Annotated in this window: 21 protein-coding genes; 13 read left to right on the top strand and 8 right to left on the bottom strand. The window is 63.5% G+C overall.

What is annotated here, in order from left to right:
• The first annotated feature begins 51 nt into the window (after nucleotides 1–51).
• The gene (locus OVA12_RS09355) at nucleotides 52–1,476 is read left to right on the top strand and encodes a formimidoylglutamate deiminase (RefSeq protein WP_268136568.1); all 1,425 of its coding nucleotides are present in this window, start codon (nucleotides 52–54) and stop codon (nucleotides 1,474–1,476) included.
• A 53-nt stretch (nucleotides 1,477–1,529) separates the two neighbouring features.
• The gene (locus OVA12_RS09350; RefSeq protein WP_268136566.1) at nucleotides 1,530–2,234 is read left to right on the top strand and encodes a GntR family transcriptional regulator; all 705 of its coding nucleotides are present in this window, start codon (nucleotides 1,530–1,532) and stop codon (nucleotides 2,232–2,234) included.
• Between the two features lie 12 nt (nucleotides 2,235–2,246).
• On the opposite strand, the gene OVA12_RS09345 is transcribed toward OVA12_RS09350, so the two are convergent.
• Both OVA12_RS09345 and OVA12_RS09340 read right to left on the bottom strand, forming a co-directional pair.
• Nucleotides 2,247–2,780, bottom strand: a complete 534-nt coding sequence (locus tag OVA12_RS09345; protein WP_268136564.1) for a hypothetical protein — start codon at nucleotides 2,778–2,780, stop codon at nucleotides 2,247–2,249.
• Nucleotides 2,781–2,795: 15 nt separating this feature from the next.
• Nucleotides 2,796–3,260, bottom strand: coding sequence for a hypothetical protein (locus tag OVA12_RS09340; RefSeq protein ID WP_268136562.1), 465 nt, complete (start codon nucleotides 3,258–3,260; stop codon nucleotides 2,796–2,798).
• Between the two features lie 167 nt (nucleotides 3,261–3,427).
• Here OVA12_RS09340 and OVA12_RS09335 point away from each other — a divergent pair, with 167 nt between their 5' ends.
• Nucleotides 3,428–4,018 carry a hypothetical protein gene (locus OVA12_RS09335; protein WP_268136560.1) on the top strand — a complete coding sequence of 197 codons (591 nt, stop codon included), beginning with the start codon at nucleotides 3,428–3,430 and terminating at the stop codon, nucleotides 4,016–4,018.
• A gap of 121 nt (nucleotides 4,019–4,139) precedes the next feature.
• On the opposite strand, the gene nagA is transcribed toward OVA12_RS09335, so the two are convergent.
• From nagA to OVA12_RS09315, 4 genes are read right to left on the bottom strand one after another with little or no spacing between them, the layout of a single operon-like run.
• Nucleotides 4,140–5,294 carry an N-acetylglucosamine-6-phosphate deacetylase gene (gene nagA / locus OVA12_RS09330; protein ID WP_268136558.1) on the bottom strand — a complete coding sequence of 385 codons (1,155 nt, stop codon included), beginning with the start codon at nucleotides 5,292–5,294 and terminating at the stop codon, nucleotides 4,140–4,142.
• Nucleotides 5,294–6,322, bottom strand: a complete 1,029-nt coding sequence (locus tag OVA12_RS09325; protein WP_268136556.1) for an SIS domain-containing protein — start codon at nucleotides 6,320–6,322, stop codon at nucleotides 5,294–5,296. The genes nagA and OVA12_RS09325 overlap by 1 nt, the downstream gene beginning before the upstream one ends.
• Before the next feature lie 2 nt (nucleotides 6,323–6,324).
• Nucleotides 6,325–7,098, bottom strand: coding sequence for a GntR family transcriptional regulator (locus OVA12_RS09320; protein WP_268136554.1), 774 nt, complete (start codon nucleotides 7,096–7,098; stop codon nucleotides 6,325–6,327).
• Entirely contained in the window at nucleotides 7,091–7,972 is an 882-nt protein-coding gene (locus OVA12_RS09315) for a BadF/BadG/BcrA/BcrD ATPase family protein (RefSeq protein ID WP_268136552.1), read from the bottom strand. Before OVA12_RS09315 ends, OVA12_RS09320 begins: the two co-directional genes overlap by 8 nt.
• A gap of 150 nt (nucleotides 7,973–8,122) precedes the next feature.
• Between OVA12_RS09315 and OVA12_RS09310 the strand changes: the two genes are divergently transcribed.
• From OVA12_RS09310 to OVA12_RS09285, 6 genes are all read left to right on the top strand, one after another.
• On the top strand, nucleotides 8,123–9,022 hold the full coding sequence (locus tag OVA12_RS09310) for an N-acetylmuramic acid 6-phosphate etherase (RefSeq protein WP_268136550.1): 900 nt from the start codon (nucleotides 8,123–8,125) through the stop codon (nucleotides 9,020–9,022).
• Nucleotides 9,023–9,067: 45 nt separating this feature from the next.
• On the top strand, nucleotides 9,068–10,321 hold the full coding sequence (locus OVA12_RS09305) for an ABC transporter substrate-binding protein (RefSeq protein ID WP_268136548.1): 1,254 nt from the start codon (nucleotides 9,068–9,070) through the stop codon (nucleotides 10,319–10,321).
• A 168-nt stretch (nucleotides 10,322–10,489) separates the two neighbouring features.
• The gene (locus tag OVA12_RS09300; RefSeq protein ID WP_268136546.1) at nucleotides 10,490–11,425 is read left to right on the top strand and encodes a carbohydrate ABC transporter permease; all 936 of its coding nucleotides are present in this window, start codon (nucleotides 10,490–10,492) and stop codon (nucleotides 11,423–11,425) included.
• Nucleotides 11,426–11,436: 11 nt separating this feature from the next.
• On the top strand, nucleotides 11,437–12,276 hold the full coding sequence (locus OVA12_RS09295) for a carbohydrate ABC transporter permease (RefSeq protein WP_268136544.1): 840 nt from the start codon (nucleotides 11,437–11,439) through the stop codon (nucleotides 12,274–12,276).
• Nucleotides 12,273–13,298, top strand: coding sequence for a Gfo/Idh/MocA family protein (locus OVA12_RS09290; protein ID WP_268136542.1), 1,026 nt, complete (start codon nucleotides 12,273–12,275; stop codon nucleotides 13,296–13,298). The genes OVA12_RS09295 and OVA12_RS09290 overlap by 4 nt, the downstream gene beginning before the upstream one ends.
• 12 nt (nucleotides 13,299–13,310) lie before the next feature.
• The gene (locus OVA12_RS09285) at nucleotides 13,311–14,309 is read left to right on the top strand and encodes an ABC transporter ATP-binding protein (protein ID WP_268136540.1); all 999 of its coding nucleotides are present in this window, start codon (nucleotides 13,311–13,313) and stop codon (nucleotides 14,307–14,309) included.
• Nucleotides 14,310–14,380: 71 nt separating this feature from the next.
• Here the strand turns inward: OVA12_RS09285 and OVA12_RS09280 are convergent, their stop codons facing one another.
• Nucleotides 14,381–15,442: an ABC transporter ATP-binding protein gene (locus OVA12_RS09280; RefSeq protein ID WP_268136539.1), complete on the bottom strand. Its 1,062-nt coding sequence runs from the start codon at nucleotides 15,440–15,442 to the stop codon at nucleotides 14,381–14,383.
• Between the two features lie 23 nt (nucleotides 15,443–15,465).
• Nucleotides 15,466–16,245 (bottom strand): IclR family transcriptional regulator, encoded by a 780-nt coding sequence (locus OVA12_RS09275; RefSeq protein ID WP_268136537.1) that lies wholly within the window; start codon nucleotides 16,243–16,245, stop codon nucleotides 15,466–15,468.
• 151 nt (nucleotides 16,246–16,396) lie between these two features.
• On the opposite strand from OVA12_RS09275, the gene OVA12_RS09270 reads away from it, so the two are divergent.
• The 4 genes from OVA12_RS09270 (at nucleotide 16,397) to OVA12_RS09255 (ending at nucleotide 21,559) form a co-directional block, all read left to right on the top strand.
• Nucleotides 16,397–17,638, top strand: coding sequence for an ABC transporter substrate-binding protein (locus tag OVA12_RS09270; protein ID WP_268136535.1), 1,242 nt, complete (start codon nucleotides 16,397–16,399; stop codon nucleotides 17,636–17,638).
• A 113-nt stretch (nucleotides 17,639–17,751) separates the two neighbouring features.
• The gene (locus OVA12_RS09265) at nucleotides 17,752–18,639 is read left to right on the top strand and encodes a carbohydrate ABC transporter permease (RefSeq protein WP_268136533.1); all 888 of its coding nucleotides are present in this window, start codon (nucleotides 17,752–17,754) and stop codon (nucleotides 18,637–18,639) included.
• 2 nt (nucleotides 18,640–18,641) lie between these two features.
• The gene (locus tag OVA12_RS09260; protein WP_268136531.1) at nucleotides 18,642–19,487 is read left to right on the top strand and encodes a carbohydrate ABC transporter permease; all 846 of its coding nucleotides are present in this window, start codon (nucleotides 18,642–18,644) and stop codon (nucleotides 19,485–19,487) included.
• A complete protein-coding gene (locus tag OVA12_RS09255) occupies nucleotides 19,484–21,559 on the top strand; it encodes an alpha-galactosidase (protein ID WP_268136529.1) in 2,076 nt (691 codons plus the stop codon). Before OVA12_RS09260 ends, OVA12_RS09255 begins: the two co-directional genes overlap by 4 nt.
• Nucleotides 21,560–21,580 lie beyond the last annotated feature (21 nt).

Genomic DNA, 21,580 nt, shown 5'->3' with positions numbered 1-21,580 from the left:
GTATTTTGTCTGCACATATTAATCGTGTCAATCGAGGAAGGCGGCGAAAGAATGAGCAGCGCAAACGCAGGCGACCTGGCGAATTCCCCCGCAGCACCGGCAGCAACGGCAACGTTCCTGTGGGCAAAAGAGGCATTGCTGCCTCAGGGCTGGGCAGCGGATGTCACCGTGGAGCTCAGCGCCGATGGCCGGATTTCAGCTGTCCGGCCAGGGACTTCCGTGCCCGCAGGGGCAACCCGGACCGACCTCCTCCTGCCCGCGCCGGGCAATCTCCATTCCCACGCCTTCCAGCGCGCCATGGCCGGTCTGACCGAGCGGCGCGGCCCCGACCCGCGCGACAGTTTCTGGACCTGGCGGCAGCTGATGTTCCGCTTCCTCGACCAGCTGACGCCCGAGGATGTCGAGGCGATTGCCGCCTTCGTGCAGATGGAAATGCTGGAAGCCGGCTACGCCACCAACGTGGAGTTCCACTACCTGCACCACCAGCCGGGCGGCGCGCCCTACGCCAGTCTTGGCGAGATGTCAGAACGCATCGCCGCTGCCGCGTCGCAAACGGGGATCGGGCTCACGCTGCTGCCGGTATTCTACCAGTATGGCGGCTGCGACAAGCGCGCGCTTGGCCCGGGTCAGGTCCGTTTCGGCAATGATATCAGCCGCTTCTCTGATCTCGTCGACGCTGCCGAAAAGGCGCTTTCACACCTTCCGGCGGACGCCCGGATCGGCGTTGCCCCGCACAGCCTGCGCGCCGTTGCCGCGGAAGATCTCGCCCGCGCGGCAAGCCTTCGCCCGGATGCTCCCCTGCACATGCACCTCGCCGAACAGGTGGCGGAAGTGGAGGAAGTGCTCGCCCATCGCGGCGCCCGGCCCGTCGACTGGCTTCTCGGCAATGCCGAAGTCGACCGGCGCTGGTGCCTGATCCACTGCACGCAAATGCTTGAAAACGAAACACTTTCCCTCGCTGCCACCGGCGCGGTCGCGGGCCTGTGCCCGATCACCGAATCAAGCCTCGGCGACGGCATTTTCGACGGCGTCCGCTATCTCGGCGCCGGCGGCGTGATCGGCGTCGGCTCGGACAGCAACATCCGCATTTCACTGTCCGAGGAACTGCGCACCCTCGAATACTCCCAGCGCCTGCGCGATCGCTCCCGCGCGGTCCTGGCGACCTCCGACAAATCCACTGGCCGCGTGCTGTTTGAGGCCGTCGTCAAGGGCGGTGCACAGGCTGCCGGTCGTCCTTCGGGCGCGATCGAAGCCGGCCAACTTGCTGATCTTGTTGCACTTGATGGCCAATCCGTGCATCTGGCAGGCCGTCAGGGCGACACTGCACTTGACGCATGGGCATTTGCAGCCGATGACCGCCTCGTGCGCGATGTCTGGTCTGCAGGCCGTCATGTCGTGCGTGAGGGGCGGCACATTCGTCACGAGACCATCACGGCCAACTACATCCGTACGGTGTCGCGGCTGAAGGACGCGTGAAACGGCGGCCTCCGCCAACCTGCTGAAACAAAAGAAAAAAGAGACGCGACCGCATGGCAAAGCCCCTCTCGGGTCCTGTGACCTGGCAGACCATCCAGGCTGAGGCCCTGCGCCGCATTCGCGACCGCGAATGGAAACCCGGCGCGCAGATCCCGCATGAGGCCCAGCTTGCGGCCGAATTCGGATGTGCCCGGGCGACGGTCAACCGGGCCCTGAGGGAACTGGCGGAACTCGGTCTGCTGGAACGCCGCCGCAAGGCCGGCACACGTGTTCCGCTCAACCCGGTGCGGCGGGCAACCTTCCAGATCCCGATTATCCGTCACGATGTGGAAGGCAGAGGCGCCTCGCACAGCTATCAGCGGCTGCAGCAGGCCATCGAACCGGTCCCGGCGAGCATTCAAGGTCAGCTCGACCTGCCACCGGACTGCAAGTTCCTACATGTGACGGCACTGCATCTGGCCGATGGCGCTGCCTTCTGCCATGAGGACCGCTGGATTAATCCTGCCGTTCCCGGTCTCGAAAGTGCTGACTTTTCAAAGGTCAGCCCCAATGAGTGGCTGGTCCAGAACGCCGCCTTCTCGGGCGGTGGCATCGAGTTTTTCGCCACGGAGGCCGATGCTGCCATGTCGGCACTGTTTGGCTGCCCGCAAGGAGCAGCTCTCTTCGTCATGGACCGCACCACCTGGGCCGGCCCCCTCGCAATCACCGCCGTCCGCCTGACCTATGCTCCCGGTCATCGGATGACGACGGCGATCTGAGACCACACGAGGTCAGAACTGCACCGGCACTCTCCGTCCGTCGGAGATCTGGCACTGGCCGACGCCGCCACCGTCAATCCCGGCTTCCGGATTGGCGAGCCGGAAGTCACAGGTCATCGAATGCCCCCGGTTGCCGTTCAGGACGGCCTGGGCGTCCGAGCGATAGCTGGTCGACGAATCGGACCCATCACGGAACTGCGTTGACCAGCCATGCTTGGTCTTCTTCGAGCTGTCCCAAATGATGTCAGAGCTGGAAGAATTCGTCTTCTCGATGTTCTGGACCACGCGGCCAGTGAAAACCTCGCCGTCGCTGGTCATGGCCGTCGCCGTGATCTGATTGACGTCATCGAAAATGTCATTCCCCTGCTGCAGGGTCAGATGCAACGTCCCCTGCGACACGCCACCCGGCGACAGGATCGGGGCTGGCGCCTGGCGGACGGTCGGGGCACAGGCCGCGGCCAGCAGGCCGGCCACGACGACCTTGGCGGCAATGGTGACCACGGCACGTGATCCCTGCGCCTGCGCACAGATCTGCAAGCTGTTCATCAGATACTTCCTCTTTCAATCCTGACGAGAAGACAAAATGCTGCGATGCCTGACCTGCGAACGGTCAGCTTCGAACTGGGTGCGAAAAGCAAAAAGGGTGATTCCGACCAGAGTTGCCGAGACGAGGGTCAACAATCCGATCTGAAGCGACATGCTGCTGCGTCCAAGCGGATCGCCGATCGTCGCAATCACCGAGACCGGAAGCTGGCCAAGCAGCGACCAGACCAGCGCCGCAAGCGCAAAGCCAATGGCGCGCCGCCGGGTTTGGCGCACGAGCGGCATAAATGGAAAGCCGGGATCCCCGCTCAGGGCAGCCAGTTCGCGAAGGTCGGCAAGGGCCTGCAACCAGAGCCCGAACAACACCAGAATGATCCCGGCAATCGCCTGCACCTGCCAGTCGTCGAGCCCGGCCACCGGAAAAGCCGCACGATCTGCGATCACCGTCGCCAGGGATGACGGCGCAACCAGCGACCAAAGCAACAGCGCAAACGTCAGGCCGACAAGAAAGCCGGACGCAGCCGTCAACCCGACCTGGGCACGGATCGCCCTTTGGATCATACGCTTGCGTGCAAAATTTTTCATTTTTTGCTTTCTTCTTTTATTGTTAAACGATAATTTCTTCGCAATCGATATCCGAGGAAACTGAAATGATCAAGACCCTTGCAGCATGCCTCCTGGCCAGCACCCTTTGCGCCTGTTCTTCGTTGACCGCTGCCGGATTGCGCACAGTGGCCGGACTGGATCCGGTGGCGACAGACCCAGCCCGACTGACGGCGGCGATTGGCGTGAATGATGCGTTCCGGCTGCGGACCGGCGATGCAAAGCTCGCCATCCGCTATCAAGGCGAGGCAGCGCAACAGCCCTTAGTATCCGAGGAGTTTGCTCTTGTGATGATCCCGGCCGTCGGCATGTCGGATCTGAAACCTGGGCCGAACGAGATCATCTATCTCGCCCGAATCGCCGAGGCTGACCTTGCCCGCGCCCGCGACGCGCAGGCCCGCATCAAGGCGGCGAAGCAGACCGGCAATGGCAAAGGCGAGTTGACGGTTAGCGTGTCGAGCGGGTGCCTGACGCGGCCGATGCCGGCGAAGGTTCCGGTGCGCACGTTCCTTCAGGACGTGGCCAGCAGCAAGTTTGTTCAGCTGACGCAGACGGACAACGTGCTCGACCTGCTGTCGGCGGAGGATGCCAACAAACTGCGACAGGAATTCCCCGCCTGTTCAACGCCGCAGGGCTGAGCCCCGAACCACCAGGCGAATGGCGCGGCCAGACGATTGGCATAAAAAAGTCCCGGCCACAGGCCGGGACTTTCAGACACATTGCGCAGGACAGGGACCAAGGCCCTGAAGGGCACTGGCTTCAGATCTGGACGCGATCCCCTGCGACCCAGACGGCCCCGAGCGCCAGATCATCGGTCAGATGAACCAGATCAGCGGCAAGTCCCGGAGCAAGGCTGCCCAGACGGCCGCTGGCCGAAATGCAGGCCGCCGGACGGCTTGTTGCCATTGCCAGAGCAAGCTCCAGCGGGGCACCAACAGTTTCAACCAGATAACGGATCGAGCGAGGCAGACAGATGTCTGCGCCGGCCAGTGTTCCGTCTTCCAGCGTCAAACGGCCGTTCGAGCGCAGGATGCGGCGGCCGCCGAGCATGAATTCGGTGACGTCCGTTCCGGCGGCAGCCATCGCATCCGAGACGAGATAGAGGCCATCGCCCCTCTTTGCCGCCAGAGCAATCCGCAGACCTTCCGGAGCAACATGCACGCCATCCGTGATGATGCCGGCGTAGACGTCGCTGTCCAGCGTCGCCCCGACCATGCCAGGTTCCCGGTTGCCGAGCTGGCTCATCGCATTGAAGAGATGGGTGACACAGCGCGCGCCGGCGGCAAAGGCAGCTTTGGCCTCGGCTGCCGTGCTGTCGGTATGCCCAAGGCTGACGATGACGCCCGCCTGGGCCAGGGCCGCAATCTGTTCAAGAGTGACAGACTGGGGAGCGAGCGTGACCAGAAGCACCGGAAGCTCGGCCGCGGCCTTGCACAGGAGTTCCAGATCCGCCGCCCCCATCGGGCGGATCAATCCGGGGTCATGCGCGCCCTTCCGCCGTGCATCGAGATGCGGGCCTTCAAGGTGCAAACCAAGGAAACCGGGGACATTTTCCCGGGCAGCGGCTATGCCGGCAGCAATCACGGCGGCCGTCGCCTCAGGCGTGTCGGTGATCAGGGTCGGCAGGATACCGGTCGCACCGAGACGGATATGCGCGGCGCAGATCCGCCGGATCCGCGCGACGTCCGCTGACCCGTCCAGCATGATGCCGTCGCCGCCGTTGACCTGAAGATCGAGAAAGCCGGGAGACAGGGTGCCCCCGGCGAGCTCAACGACCTCGCCGCCAAACGCCAGAGCCTCCGCCGAGCCGGCATCGACAATGGCTTGGATGGTCCCGTCTTCAACCAGAAGGGCTTTGCCGCGATGAAGGTGCCGGCCATCAAACAGCCGGGCACCTTGAAAGACCTGACGCATCAGACCGTCTCCGTTACCTTCTTCAGGTGCGGCGGAACATCGGGGTTGAAGCCGCGGCGCCGCGACAGCTGCTCGATGAACTTGTAGAAGCTGACGCCCAGCACCAGGGGGGCAACGATCGGATGCAGCCCGGAGACCGACGGCAAGGTCGTGGCACCTGGAACCTCCAGACCGGTCACGAAGACATCAGCCCCCTGCCCGACCAGACGTTCGACCGTGGCCTTGACATGCGGCAGCGCGGCATCGTCAACGCCGAGTGCCAAGACCGGGAACCGGCCACCGACGATGGCCGCAGGGCCGTGCAGGACTTCAGCCGCGCTGTAGGATTCCGCGTGCAAGCCACTGGTTTCCTTGAATTTCAGAGCCATTTCATTGGACATGGCAAAGCCCGGGCCACGGCCCAGAACATAGAGCGACTGGGCCCGGACGAGCCGGTCCGACAGAGCGGTCCAGTCCTGCTCCAGTGCCTTTGCAAAGGCCTCCGGCAGACCAGCAACCGCAGCCCGCAGCGCCTCGTCCTCGAGCCATTCGGCCAGAAGGGCGAGACCGGCCACGACCGAGTTGACGAAGGTCTTGGTGGCGGCAACGCTCTGCTCGGGACCCGCGCTCAGCGGCAGCGTATGGGCGCTGACACCGGCCATCGGCGAGGCGGAATTGTTGGTCAGCGCGATGGTGAGTGCACCGCCCTCGCCGGCCAGCCGCATCATCTCGACAATGTCCGGGCTCTTGCCGGACTGGGAAACGCCAATGCAGGCAGCGCCCTTCAGTTTCAGCGTCCGGCCATAGATCGAGGCGATGGACGGGCCGACGGAAGCAACCGGAACACCGGCTGTCAGCTCGACGGCATATTTGAAATAGGTCGAGGCGTGATCGGACGAACCGCGGGCAACGCTGACGATCGTGTGCGGATCAAGGCCGCGCATCGCGGCAGCAGCGGCGGCCAGAGGCGCGCGGGCCTCCGACAGGAAACGCGCGGCCGCCTCAGGAATCTCGGCAACTTCGGTGGCCATGTGCGTTGTCGTAGTCATGTTCAGTCCTTGTCGGTCGGTGCCCGCGGCGTATCCGGGGCAAGCTGGAGTTCAACGGCGAAATCGTAGGCATCGCCGCGATAAAGCGAGCGCGTGAATTCCACCACCCGCCCGGATGGCAGGTAGGAAATGCGCTCGATCCGCAGTCCGGCCGCTCCGGCCGGCAGGTGGAGAAGATCCGCGTCAGCGGGGGAAAGGTTGGTGGCCGACAGCCGCTGCACGGCGCGAACGGGGCGGCGGCCGAGTTCGGCAAGCACTGCATAGAGCGACTTCTCGACCCGGAACGGATCGGGCAGGATCGCGGTCGACAGAACCGCGCGCTCGATGGCGAGCGGCACACCATCGGTCTGGCGCACACGCTCAAGGCGGGAGACCCGCTCCTGGGCGCTGAGGCCGAGGGCCATCACCTCTTCCGGCGTCGGCGCGTGAATGCCGCGCGACAGGAAAACCGATTCCACGGTCTTGCCCCGACGGGCCATATCTTCGGAGAAGGACGTCAGCAGCGAAAGCGCCTGTTCGAGGCGCTCGACCTTGGGGGCAACAAAGGTGCCTGAGCCGCGCTTCTGGACCAGATGTCCCTGAGCCACCAGAGCCTGCACCGCCTTGCGCACGGTGACACGGCTGAGCCCCGTCTTGGTCGCCATGTCACGCTCCGGCGGAAGACTGTCGCCAGGCTTCAGGAGGCCGGAGGCGATCGCCTCGGCAATGCGCCGGTGCAACGCGACATAGAGCGGACCAGCGTCATCAAAGCCTTCGGAGGAAAACAGGTCATCCATGCCGACCCCCTCCACGAACCGGACCAGACAGTCCGGCTTCGAACCGGCGGCGCGCCATGAAGACAGCGCCCTCGACAGAGCCGCCGATCGCAGTGCGCTGCGGCCAGCGGCCGGCCAGGCGCTCAGCATGAACCGGACCCAGCCCCCCCAGGAATACAACGGGCAGGCTGTCGCCGGCCTGTAGCAATTCGATGGTGCGTGTCACTTCCGCAACAGCGTCTGCCAGCACGCTGGATGCTGCCGCATCGCCAGCCTCAGCGGCCGACAGGATTCGCGGCGCAAGCCGGGCAAACTCAGCTGGCCGCATGGTTGGCGCCGCGCCGACCAGCTGCGTCGGACCGCCAAATTCGGCAAGAACCTCAGACAGAAACGGCGTCATTTCCGTAAAGCCGTCAACAGCCCGCAGGCCCATGGCCAGAAGCCTGCGCCCCATCCAGGCGCCAGAGGCTTCATCGCCGAGAAGAAAGCCCCAGCCGCCGACTTCGCGGATCTCGCCCTGACGCTGAACGGCGAAGATGGAGCCGGTACCGATGGCAGCCATGACTCCATCCTCATCGCCGAGCGCGCCCTTGAAGGCGGTTATCCCGTCATTGACCACATGCACGGATGCAAAGGGCAGACGCGCGACGAGGCGATTAACCGCTTCGCGCACGTTGCCGCCGGCCAGGCCGAGTACGGCATGAAGATGATCAAGCGGAACCGACGCGCCAGCCGCGCTGCGTGCCGCGGTCAGGATGCTGTCGAGCGCACCGTCCGGGTCAGACACGATGTTGGATGGCCCCGACGCCGCCGACCCGGTGACCTGGCCGTCGATATCAGCAACCAGCGCCCGGCATCCGGTGCCGCCGCCGTCAATCCCCAGAAAGAGCGTCATTGTTCCTCCCTTTGCCGGAATGATACCAAACACATACCAAATGAAAAGCCCCCATATGAAAACCAGTCCATTTTCTGCGAAATTCCATGAATCGAATTTGCCACTTTACAATTGGTATTCTTTTGGCATTATCACGCTAGGGAGGACAAGATGACGATCCGACGGACCGAGACACGGCACGCAGAGGCTGGCCGTCTGCACTCAGCCAACGCAACGGAAGCGGTGGACGCTATCCTTGCCGCGCAGGCTGTTGCACTTCAGGCAATTGCACCCCAGCGGGCGATGATTGCAGCATCGGGCCTTGCCATGGCCGACTCCATCGCAGCCGGCCATCGCGTCATTTATGTCGGCGCAGGCAGCTCGGGGTTGATGGCCCTTGCGGATTGTCTCGAAATTCCCGGAACCTTCGGCGTCGCCCGGCACCAGGTCGTCATGCTCTTTGCAGGCGGGGCAGCAGCCCTCCTCGACATGCTTGGCGCCGTCGAGGACGATGCCTCGCTTGCCGATGCAGATGTCGAGCGGGTTGGTCCGCGAGCGGGCGACCTTGTCATCGCCGTGTCTGCATCCGGTTCCACGCCCTATACCCTGGCCGTTTGCGAAAGAGCCAAGGCACGCGGCGCGAAAATCGTCGGCGTCGCGAGCGTTGATGGCTCGCCCCTGCTTGGCCTCGCGGACTATCCGGTGTTCCTGGATACCGGGCCGGAAATCCTGGCGGGCTCGACCCGCCTTGGTGCGGCAACGGCCCAGAAGGCGACACTCAACATGATTTCCACCCTCGCCGGCGTCCGCCTCGGACACGTGCACGAGGGGCGAATGGTCAATGTGGTGGCCGACAACGCCAAGCTGGTGGAACGCGCCGCCGGAATGGTGGCCGATTTTGCCGGCACCGACATTGACGCAGCAAAGGCCGCGCTCGGCCAGACGAGCGGAGCGGTCAAGCCTGCAATCCTGATCGCCTGTGGCGCCACTGCGGCACAGGCCAACAAGCTTCTCGCGGACACCGGGGGTCATGTGGGACCTGCCCTCGATGCCCTGCGACAAGGCGCATAAGCATCAACCAGAGGGCCAAAAAGGCCCATAAACGGGAGCAGTTAGATGAAACTCGTGAAATTTCAGGGCGCACTTCTCGCCGGCACCCTGCTTGCCGGTGCAGCTCATGCAGCCGATGTCACGCTGACGATTGAAAGCTGGCGCAACGATGATCTGACCGTCTGGCAGCAGACGCTGATCCCCGCTTTCGAAGCTAAGAACCCGGGCATCAAGGTCGTGTTCGCACCGACCGCCCCGTCCGAATACAACGCAATCCTGAACTCCAAGCTCGACGCAGGCAGCGCCGGTGACCTGATCACGTGCCGTCCGTTCGACGCCTCCCTGACCCTGTTCGAAAAGGGCAAGCTGGCCGACCTGACGGCCATGGACGCGATGAAGAACTTCTCGGCCGTCGCGAAGTCCGGCTGGTCGACCGACGATGGTGCCAAGACCTACTGCGTGCCGATGGCTTCGGTCATCCACGGCTTCATCTACAACAAGGACGCCTTCAAGGAAGTCGGCATCGAAGTCCCGACCACCGAAGCTGAGTTCTTTGCCGCCCTCGACAAGATCAAGGCGAACGGCAAGTACATCCCGATGTCCATGGGCACCGCCGACCAGTGGGAAGCTGCCACCATGGCTTACCAGAACATCGGCCCGAACTACTGGAAGGGCGAAGCCGGCCGTGCCGAGCTGATCGCCGGCGCCGCCAAGCTGACGGACGAGCCGTGGGTTGCCCCGTTCCGCTCCATCGCCAAGTGGGGCCAGTATCTGGGTGACGGCTACGAAGCCCAGACCTATCCGGACAGCCAGAACCTGTTCACCCTCGGCCGCGCTGCCATCTATCCGGCCGGTTCCTGGGAAATCGCAGGCTTCAAGCAGCAGGCCGGTTTTGAACTCGGCGCCTTCTACCCGCCGGTCCCGAACGCTGGTGACCAGTGCTACATCTCTGACCACACCGACATCGCGCTTGGCATGAACGCCAGCACGAAGCACCCGGAAGAAACCAAGAAGTTCCTGGAATGGGTTGGTTCGCCGGAATTCGCAGAACTGTACGCGAACGCCCTGCCGGGCTTCTTCTCCCTGTCGAACGCCAAGTTCGAACTGAAGGAGCCGCTGGCCCAGGAATTCGTCAGCTGGCGTGAGACCTGCAAGCCGACGATCCGCTCGACCTACCAGATCCTGTCGCGCGGCACCCCGAACCTGGAAAACGAAACCTGGAATGCCTCCGCGAACGTCATTCGCGGCGCTGAGACCCCGGAAGCAGCCGCAGAGCGCCTGCAGAAGGGCCTTGCAAGCTGGTACGCTCCGCAGAAGTAATCGGACGACCAGTTGAGCAATGGATCATGGCGCGCCCTGCCCGCCATGATCCCATGTGCACAGACACATAATTTTATAGTGTAAAAACACTCAAGTCTTCGCACAATCCCCATCGCACCAATGGGGGAGACCCGATCCGGGCCTCCCCCAAGCGCAGAGGCTATTCCCATGACCGACATCCCCCTTGCTGGCAAGAAGCCGTTCCGCTGGCACATCGGCGTGTTTCTGGCCCCGGCCGTGATCATCTACACCGCGATCATGATCCTGCCGCTGTTTGCCACACTGAACATGGCCATGTTCAACATCAGCCCGGACGGGGTGACCCAGTTCGTTGGCCTTGCCAACTTCATGACCCTGTTCGGCGATCCCCGCTGGGCGGATGCGTTCTGGAATGCGCTGGCCAACAATGCCTGGTTCTTTGTCATTCACATGCTGGTGCAGAACCCCATCGGCGTGCTTCTGGCAGCCTTGCTGTCCTCGCCGAAGCTGCGGATGGCAGCGTTCTACCGCACCGCAATCTTCATCCCGACCATCCTGTCCTTCGTGATTGTCGGCTTTGTCTGGAAGCTGATCCTGTCGCCGATCTGGGGCATCGCTCCCGGAATGCTCGACGCCGTCGGCCTGAAGTCGCTTTATGCGCCGTGGCTGGGTTCGGAAGACTACGCCCTGACAACCCTGGCGCTGGTGTCGGTCTGGCAGTTCATCGGCATTCCGATGATGCTGATCTATGCCGCATTGCTTACCATTCCGGACGAGATCCTGGAAGCGGCCGAGATGGACGGCGTCACCGGAACGCAGCAGTTCTGGAAGATCAAGCTGCCGCTCATCCTGCCCTCGATCGGTATCATCTCGATCCTGACCTTCGTCGGCAACTTCAACGCGTTCGACCTGATCTACGTGGCCCAGGGCGCGCTGGCAGGTCCGAACTTTGCGACCGACATCCTCGGCACGTTCCTCTATCGCACGTTCTTCGGTTTCCAGCTGCAGCTGGGTGATCCGCACATGGGCGCGACGATCGCAACGGCGATGTTCGTGATCATTCTCGTTGGTGTCTGCTTCTACCTGTTCACCATCCAGACGCGGCTGCGCCGCTACCAGTTCTGAGGGAGACCCCCATGTCCAAGGCTCGTTCCGCGCTGGGACGCACGGTTGCCGCCCATTCGGTGCTGGGGCTCTACACCCTGATCGCGCTGTTCCCGGTGTTTGTCGTCGTCATCAACTCCTTCAAGTCGCGCAAGGCGATCTTCGGCGACCCGCTCGCCATTCCGACGCCGTCGACCTTCGATCCTGTCGGCTACACCACCGTTCTGGCGCAAGGGGATTTCTTCCTCTATTTCCAGAACAGCCTTGTCGTGACCATAGCCTCGCTGTTCTTCGTGCTGCTGTTTGGTGCCATGGCGGCTTTCGCCCTGTCGGAATACCGCTTCCGCGGCAACACGCTGATGGGCCTCTATCTTGCCATCGGCATCATGATCCCGATCCGGCTTGGCACTGTCGCCATCCTGCAGATGATGGTGGCCTCGGGCCTCGTGAACACGCTGACCGCCCTGATCCTGGTCTACACGGCGCAAGGGCTGCCGCTTGCGATCTTTATCCTGTCGGAATTCATGCGTGGCATTTCCGACGACCTGAAGAACGCCGGACGCATCGACGGGCTCAGCGAATACAAGATCTTCCTGACCCTCGTGCTGCCGCTCGTCCGACCGGCGATGGCAACGGTGGCGGTGTTCTCGATGATCCCGATCTGGAACGACCTGTGGTTCCCGCTGATCCTTGCCCCCTCCGAGGCGACCAAGACTGTCACGCTCGGAAGCCAGGTGTTCATCGGCCAGTTCGTGACCAACTGGAACGCTGTTCTGGCCGCCCTGTCGCTGGCGATCCTGCCGGTTCTGGTGCTCTATCTGGTCTTCTCGCGTCAGCTCATCCGTGGCATCACCGCAGGAGCCGTCAAATGATCCGGACCCTTGTCGTTGGCCTTGGCAACATGGGACGGAGCCACGCGCTCGCCTATCACGCCGACCCCTCGTTCGAGATTGTTGGCCTGGTGAGCCGCACGCGGCCGGGCAACCTGCCGGACGAGCTGGCTGCCTATCCGCACCACACGGACTTTTCTACTGCTCTTGAGGCGCTGAAGCCGGATCTGGTCTGCATCGCGACCTATTCCGACACCCATGCCGACTACGCCTGCGCCGCCATGGATGCGGGCGCGCATGTCTTCGTCGAAAAGCCGCTTGCGACCAATGTGGCCGATGCCGAGCGGGTTGTCGCCAAGGCACAGGAGACCGGACGCAAGCTCGTGGTCGGCTACATCCTGCGCCATCACCCGAGCTGGCAGCGGCTCATCACTGAGGCCAGGGCCCTTGGCGGTCCTTACGTGTTCCGCCTCAACCTCAACCAGCAGTCTTCCGGTCCGACCTGGGAGGTGCACAAGGCCTTGATGCAGACGACGCCGCCGATCGTCGACTGCGGCGTGCATTATGTCGACGTGATGTGCCAGATCACCGACGCGGCACCCGTTGAAGTGCGTGGCATGGGCCTCAGGCTCAGCGACGAAATTGCGGCCGACATGTACAATTACGGCCACTTCCAGGTGCTGTTCGCCGATGGAAGCCTTGGCTGGTACGAGGCAGGCTGGGGCCCGATGATGTCGGACACAGCTTTCTTCGTGAAGGACGTGGTCAGCCCCAAGGGCGCTGTGTCGATCCGCATGCCGGATACGGTCCGCTCCGACGACATTGACGCGCATACGCAGACCTCGAAGCTCCGCGTTCACAAGGCCGGCCAGGGCCACCAGGACCTCGATATGGCCGACGAGCCGGGACACGACGCACTCTGCGCCCGCGAACAGGCCTATGTCGCACGTGCAATCACCGAAAACCTCGACCTCACCCGGCACATGTCCGATGCCGTGCGCTCCCTCGCCGTGTGCCTCGCGGCAGATGAGAGCGTGCGTTCCGGCCAGCCGGTCAAGCTTTAAGCAGGAGACATCATGGGCGCGCTGTCCCTTTCCAAGATCACCAAGTCCTTCGGCAATGTGGATGTCATCAAGGGCGTCGACCTGACCGTCAACGATGGCGAGTTCTGCGTCTTCGTCGGTCCGTCCGGCTGCGGCAAGTCCACGCTGCTGCGCATCATCGCCGGTCTCGAAGACGCCAGCAGCGGCTCGATCCGGATCGATGACGCCGACATCACCAACGCCCCGCCGTCGAAGCGCGAGATCGCCATGGTGTTCCAGAGCTACGCGCTCTACCCGCACCTGACCGTCAAGGGCAACATGGCGCTGGCGCTGAAGCAAGCCGGAGCGTCGAAGGGCGAAATCGAAACGGCCGTCGAGCGCGCGTCGTCCATGCTGTCGCTGGACAAGCTGCTGGAACGCCGGCCGGCGGAACTGTCGGGTGGCCAGCGCCAACGCGTCGCCATCGGCCGTGCCGTGGTGCGCACACCCAAGCTCTTCCTGTTCGACGAGCCGCTGTCGAACCTCGACGCCGCGCTGCGCGTCAACACCCGCATCGAGATCGCGCGCCTGCACCGCGACCTCAAGGCAACCATGATCTATGTGACGCATGATCAGGTGGAAGCCATGACGCTGGCCGACCGCATCGTCGTGCTGAACGCCGGTCGCATCGAGCAGGTCGGGGCGCCGATGGAGCTCTACAACGACCCGGACAACGTGTTTGTCGCCGGCTTCATCGGCTCGCCGCAGATGAACTTCCTGAAGGGCGCCCAGCTCGGTGGCCGCGGTGAAACCCTCGGCATCCGGCCCGAACACCTCGGCATCAGCCGCAGCGAAGGACAGATCCCGGGCACGATCAGCCATGTGGAGCACCTGGGCGGCGAAACGCTGGTCTATGTGCGCAATGTCGAGCACGGCCTCGTCACTGTGCGCCTCTTCGGCGAACACAAGTTCAGCGTTGATGAAACGGTGTTCGTGACGCCGGAGCCCAGCCGCTGCTATCACTTCGACGCCAACGGCCAGCGCATCCGCTGAACTGAAGGAAGGCACAGAACGAAAAACGGCGGGCCCTGCCCGCCGTTTCTGATGTCAGGTGTTGACGCGGATCAGCGCAGGCGCAGACCGGCCTCGTCAGCGGCAAAGAGGAATGCCTTGTCGGCCTCAAAGCGCAGGCCAACGCTGTCTCCGATCCGGGCGATGGCATCGTCGCGCTGTTCGACGACGATCTTCTCGCCCGTCGATGCGACGAGGTGGATGTAGGACACACCGCCAAGCGCCTCGATCATGTCGACGCGGTGACTGGCTCCGTCCTGCAGCAAAAGGTGCTGCGGACGCACGCCCAGGACAACGTTCCCGGCATGCGCCGACACGTTTGGCCCCTGCACCTGTGAATCAGAGATGCCCGGAGCCAGCAGCGTTCCATCCGCGTTCATCCGTGCCGCCACAAAGTTCATCGCCGGCGAGCCGATGAAGCCGGCGACAAAACGGTTGTCCGGATCATGATAGAGATCGAGCGGCTTGCCGACCTGCTCGACGCGGCCGGCCCTCAGCACGACGATCTTGTCGGCAAGGGTCATGGCCTCGACCTGGTCATGCGTCACGTAGATCATGGTGGCGCCGATCTCGCGGTGCAGCCGGGCAATCTCGACGCGCATCTCCACGCGCAGTTCCGCATCAAGGTTCGACAGCGGCTCGTCAAACAGGAAGACCTCCGGTCCGCGCACGATCGCGCGGCCGATGGCGACGCGCTGACGCTGGCCGCCGGACAGGGCCTTCGGCTTGCGGGCGAGCAACGGTTCCAGCTTCAGGATGCGGGCTGCCTCGGCGACCTTGCTGTCGATCTCGCTCTTCGGATGGCCGGTCATCTTCAGGCCGAAGCCCATGTTTTCAGCCACCGTCATGTGCGGATAGAGCGCATAGGTCTGGAACACCATGGCAACCCCGCGCTCGGACGGGTCGGCATTGGTGACATCACGGCTGCCGATCCGCACGGACCCGGACGTCGTCGCCTCGAGGCCGGCGACCATGCGCAGGAGCGTGGACTTGCCGCAGCCGGACGGTCCGACGAACACGCAGAATTCTCCGTGATCCACCGTGAGATCCACGCCGCGGATGACTTCCACTTCGCCGAAACGCTTGATTACATTGCTGAGCACCACGCCGGACATGCTGTTCCTCCCCTAGTCGGTTCTTACTGTTCAGGAAAGCGCCAGGCCTGCGCATCGGCGGCGATGGCTGCTGCCACCTCGCGCAGGCGCGGGACAAAGGCTTCCAGATCTTCCAATGAGTTACGCTGCGTCGTTGATGTGATCGACATCGCCCCGATGGCCCGGCCAGAGGCGGACAGGATCGGCGCCGCAACACAGATGATGCCGGGTTCGTGCTCCTCCCGGTCAAAGGCAAAGCCGCGCTGGCGGATGGCCTTCAGCTCCGCCATGAGCGCCTCGCGCGAAGCCAGCGTGCCCGGTGTGAAGGCGTGGAACGACTGGCGGGCCAGAGCTTGCTCCAGCCTGTCCTCTGGCAAATAGGCGAGCATCGCCTTGCCGACACCGGTGCAATAGGCCGGGCCGACCTTGCCGGCCTGGCTGAACATGTCGACCGGACGCGCCGCGTTGCGCTTGTCGACATAGAGCACCTGCCCCTGGTCCAGCTGCGCCAGATGCAGCGTCTCGCCCAGCTCTTCCGACAGCCGGTCCAGCCAGGGCCGGGCGATGGGGGCAAGCGAACTCTGCGCCCAGGCGGCATGTGCCAGCCGCACGAGCCGCACGCCCAGGGAATAGACCTGCGCCTCCGGGTCATACGCCAACATGCCCTGGTTGGTGAGGGTCTGAAGGAAGCGGTACAGGGTCGCCTTCGGATAGCCCCCCTGCCCGAGCAGCTCGGTGAACCGCACAGGGCGCCCATGCCGGGCAACCATGTCCAGCACATCCAGGGCCTTGCCGACGGTTCCGTCGCCTTTTTCCTCGCTCATTCCGTTTCTCCGGTCTCGCGCCTTGACAGTCCTAGCGCTTCACAGCATAGTTTTCAATATGCAAGACTAAGTTCCATTATTTGGAACAAACTTGCAAGCCCGATCTGCGAAAGATCCGCAGCGAACATCGTGACACCATTGGGAGGAGAACATGGTTCATAAGATGCTTGGCGGGGCCGCGCTTGCGGTTGCCGTCCTCATGTCCGGTTCGGCCATGGCCGAAAAGCGGACGCTGGTGTTCAACACCGACACGTCGGACCCGGCCCCGAAGGCCGCCATGGAAGAGCTGATCACGCTGTTCGAAGCGGAAAATCCGGATGTCGACGTTGTGGTCAACATGTTCGACCACGAAGGCTACAAGACCGCGATCCGCAACTTCCTGACCGCTGACGCGCCGGACGTTGCCAACTGGTACGCTGGCAACCGCATGGCCCCCTTCGTCAAGGCCGGCCAGTTCACCGACGTCAGCGACGTCTGGGCTGCAAACGGCCTCACCGACAAGCTGTCCTCGTCGCTCGGCTCCATGACCATCGACGGCAAGCAGTGGGGCGTGCCCTACACCTATTATCAGTGGGGCATTTACTACAACAAGGACCTGTACAAGAAGGTCGGCGTCGAGGTTCCGAAGACCTGGGACGAGTTCATTGCCAACTGCGCCAAGTTCAAGGCCGCAGGCATCGATTGTGTGACCACCGGCTCCAAGGCGCTGTGGCCGATCGCCGGCATCTTCGACTACCTGAACCTGCGCACCAACGGCTATGACTTCCATATGCAGCTCACCAATGGTGAGGTTCCGTGGACCGATGACCGGGTGAAGGCCACCTTCAAGGAATGGGAAAAGCTGGTCGGGCCGGGCTACATGACCGCCAACCACGCCGCGCTGGAATGGCAGGATGCCGCCGCGCTCATGGTCCAGGGCAAGGCCGCCAACTACGTGATGGGCAACTTCGCCGTCGCCGTGTTCAAGGACGGCGGGATGACCAATGACAGCCTCGGCTTCATGGTGTTCCCGGAAATCACCCCGGGCCTGCCGAAGGCCGAAGAAGCCCCGACCGACACCTTCCACATTCCGGTTGGCGCAAAGAACGTGGCTGATGCCAAGAAGTTCCTGGCGTTCGCAGCCCGCGCCGACGTGCAGACGGCCCTGAACAAGACCCTCGGCCAGCTTCCGGTGAACAAGGAATCCAGCGTGGACGCGAACGATCCGTTCCTGACCGCTGGCTTCGAGACCGTCTCGGGCGCTGCCGGCGTGGCGCAGTTCTTCGACCGCGACGCACCGGCCGAAATGGCCAAGGCCGGTATGGAAGGCTTCCAGGAGTTCACCATCAAGCCGGACCGGCTCGATGCAATCCTGGAGCGTCTCGAGAAGATGCGCCAGCGCGTCTACAAGTAACCGGCTGATCCGGACAGGGCCACCCCACCACCCTGTTCGGATTGTCTGCCCCGTTCTGCGCGCAAGACCTGCTGCAATCGACGTCTTGCGCGCGGCAACCGGCCGAGGATCCCATGCCGACCTTCTTCAAAATGCACCAGCGCCGTCTGGCGCCCTGGCTGTTTCTGGCCCCCGGCGCCCTGTTCTTCCTGTTCTACGTCATCGCCCCGATCTTTGAATCGATGGCCCTGTCCCTCTACGACTGGGATGGCCTTGGCGAGGCGACCTGGATCGGGTTCGGCAACTATGTCGAGCTGATCGGCGACGAAGCCTTCTACATTTCGCTCAAGAACAACGTCCTCTGGCTTGTTCTCTACATGCTGGCCATTCCGTTCGGCCTGATGATCGCGATCTTCCTGAACCAGACCGTCTGGGGCATCCGGGCCTACAAGTCGCTGTTCTTCTTTCCTTTCGTGATCAGCCAGGTCGTTGTCGGCCTGATGTTCTCGTGGTTCTACGCGCCGAATTTCGGGCTGCTTTACACGATCATCGAGGCGATCACTGGCCAGGGCGTCGCGATCCTGGCGGACGAGCGCTACGTCACGTACGGCATCATCGCTGCCGGGCTGTGGCCGCAGATCGCCTATGTGATGATCCTGTACCTGACCGGTCTCAACAACGTGGCGCCGGACCAGATCGAGGCAGCGCGGCTTGACGGCGCCAAGGGCTGGAAGATGCTCTGGTACGTCATCCTGCCGCAGCTGCGCCCGGCGACATTCATCGCCGTTGTCGTCACCGTCATCGGCGCGCTGCGGTCGTTCGACCTCGTCTCGATCATGACCGACGGCGGCCCCTACGGTTCTTCGCGTGTGCTGTCGTTCTACATGTATGAGCAGGCGCTGTCGGAATACGGCTACCGGATGGGCTATGGCGCTGCCATCGCCGTTGTCCTCTTCGCCATCATGATGGTCTTCATCACCGGCTTCATCTGGAAGATGTGGCGCGACGAGAAGGATCACTGAGCATGTTTCCCCGTCCCATCCAGCAATCCAGCCGCCAGACGCAGATCCTCTACCAGGTTGCCTTGCCGATCGCGCTGGTCGTCTGGCTGCTGCCCCTGCTCGGCGTTGCCGTGACCTCGCTGCGTCCCTCGTCTGATCTGGCCGCCGGCAACTATTTCGGCCTGCCCTCGGCCATCGCCTTCGACAATTATGCGGCCGTGTTCCGCAATTCGCCGATCGCCAGCTACATCCTGAACAGCTTCAAGGTGACGATCCCGACCGTGATCGGAGCCGTGGCTCTCTCCTGCATGACCGGCTTCGCGCTTGCGGTTTACAAGTTCCGCGGCAACGTGCTGATCTTCTTCCTGTTCGTTGCAGGCAACTTCGTGCCGTTCCAGATCCTGATGGTTCCGGTGCGAGACCTGACGTTGCAGATGGGGCTCTATGACACGACGCTGGGCCTTGCCCTGTTCCACATCGCCTTCCAGACCGGCTTCTGCACCCTGTTCATGCGCAACTTCATCCGCGCCCTGCCCTATGAGCTGATCGAGGCCGCACGGGTGGAAGGCGTCAGTGAAATCCGGATCTTCTGGTACGTGGTGCTGCCGCTGATGCGCCCCGCCATTGCTGCCCTGTCGGTTCTGATCTTCACCTTCATCTGGAACGACTATTTCTGGGCAACGGTCCTGACCACCGGTGCGGCGACGCAGCCAGTGACAGCTGGCCTCTACTCGCTCAATGGCCAGTGGGTCGCTGCCTGGCATCTGGTGTCAGCCGGCTCGATCATCGCCGCCATGCCACCGGTCCTGATGTTCTTCCTGATGCAGAAGCACTTCATTGCCGGGCTGACACTCGGGGCTGTGAAATGACCCACTGGCGCATCGACACGCCGCAGCAGACCCTTGTCCTTTCGAGCGAGGGAGGGATTCCTGCCGCGCTCTATTGGGGACCGCCGCTGCCGGCGGACGAGGATCTCGATCAGTTCGCGCTGGCTGCCCGCGCGGATTTGACCGGCGGCATGCTTGATCGCCTGCCGGATCTGACCCTGTGCCCGATGCCGGCCGATGACTGGCAGGGGCAACCGGGACTGGTCGTGTCGGATGCCGGCGGCACCCCGCGCGCACCGCGCTTCAGGTTTGACCACGCCCAGCCGTCGGCCAATGGATTGCAGCTCATCAGCCGCGATGCCGACCTCACGCTGACCCACGAGATCAGGACGGAACCGACAGGTGTCCTGGTGCTGAAGAGCACGCTGACCTCGGAGCGGCCGGTCCGCGTGACCTGGCTCGCAGCGCCCGTGCTGCCCCTTCCTTCAGGCGCGCAGGACAGCATTGATTTCTCCGGCCGCTGGATCGGCGAGATGCAGCCGGAGCGCATGGCGATCCGGACCGGCATCCGTCTGCGCGAGAGCCGGACAGGCCGCTCCGGGCAGGAGCATCCCCCGTTTGCCCTGGTGGCAGAAGCGGGATGCCGCAACACATCCGGCGACGTGAGGGCCTTCAGCTATGCCTGGTCCGGCGGACATCGCCAGATCATCGAGGAACTGCAGGATGGCCGGCGGCAGATCCAGTTTGGTCATGCCAGCGGGGCGGAGCTTGTGGCAGGAACGCGCTTCGAAAGTGCAGAGCTCATCGTCAGTGTCTCGACCTGCGGTCTGAACGGCGTTGCCGTGACCATGCAGCGGGATGTCCGCGACCGGGTTGTCCGCTGGCCCACTCCGCTGGCGAACCGCCCACGTCCCGTGCACTACAATTGCTGGGAAGCTGTCTATTTCGATCACAAGCTCGAAACCCTCACCGACATGGCCGCACGCGCTGCGGCGCTCGGTGCAGAGCGCTTCGTTCTCGATGATGGCTGGTTCGGACGCCGCGATGACGACACGACAAGTCTCGGCGACTGGCTGGTCGATCGGCGCAAATGGCCGGACGGGCTGGCGCCTCTGATCAGCGCTGTCGAAGCACAGGGGATGCGGTTTGGCCTGTGGGTCGAACCGGAAATGATCAGCGAGGACAGCGATCTCTACCGCGCCCATCCGGACTGGATCCTTGGCCCGGCCGATCAGACGCGCGGGCGCAACCAGCTGGTGCTCGACATGGGGCGGGCGGACGTTCGCGACCACCTGTTTGCCCGACTGTCCGCATTGCTGAGCGAGCACCGGATCGACTACCTGAAATGGGACCACAACCGCCTGCTGCCCGTTGTCGATGCGGCACAGACACGAGGCATCTACGATCTGCTGGCGCGGCTGCGCGCCGCCCATCCGGGCGTTGAAATCGAGAGCTGTGCCTCGGGCGGCGGCCGGATCGATGCCGGCATTCTTGCCCAGACCCAACGCGTCTGGCTGTCGGACAGCAACGACGCGCTGGAGCGGATCCGGATCCAGCATGATGCGGCCCTGTTCCTGCCGCTCGCCGTGACAGGCAGCCATGTCGGACCGCGCCGCTGCCATACGTCTGGCCGCATGCTGAGCATGAGCCTCAGGGCCAGAACGGCCGCGCAGCGGCACATGGGGTTCGAAATGGATCTCACCGAGCTCACCGGGGATGAGGCCGAATGCCTGCGATCGGTGACCGCGTGGTGGAAGGCCAACCGGGACTGGCTGACCTTCGCCGACATCCTGCGGCTCGACAGCGCGGATCCGGCCGTGATCGCAGAACAGCAGCTGGCCCGTGATGGCAGCCGCTTCGTGGTGTTCGCTGGACAGACCGGGACGTCTCGCCAGGCGTTGCCGCGCCCGCTGCCGCTGACCGGGCTCGATCCCGCCGACCGCTACCGGATCAGCCTCCTCAACCCGGAGGATATCCCGCCGCAATCGCGGGGGCCGAACGCGCTCAAAGAGACGCCGCTGGTTTTGTCCGGCGCCGCCTTGATGCAACAGGGCGTGAGCCTGCCGGTTGCCTGGCCTGGAACCCTCTACATGCTGGAAGGCGAGCGCCTCTGAGGCGCATCTTTCGCAAGGATT

This window comes from Pannonibacter sp. SL95 (genome assembly GCF_026672425.1).
In the GTDB taxonomy this organism is placed as follows: Bacteria; Pseudomonadota; Alphaproteobacteria; order Rhizobiales; family Stappiaceae; genus Pannonibacter.
This window is presented reverse-complemented; position numbering and strand designations above follow the sequence as displayed.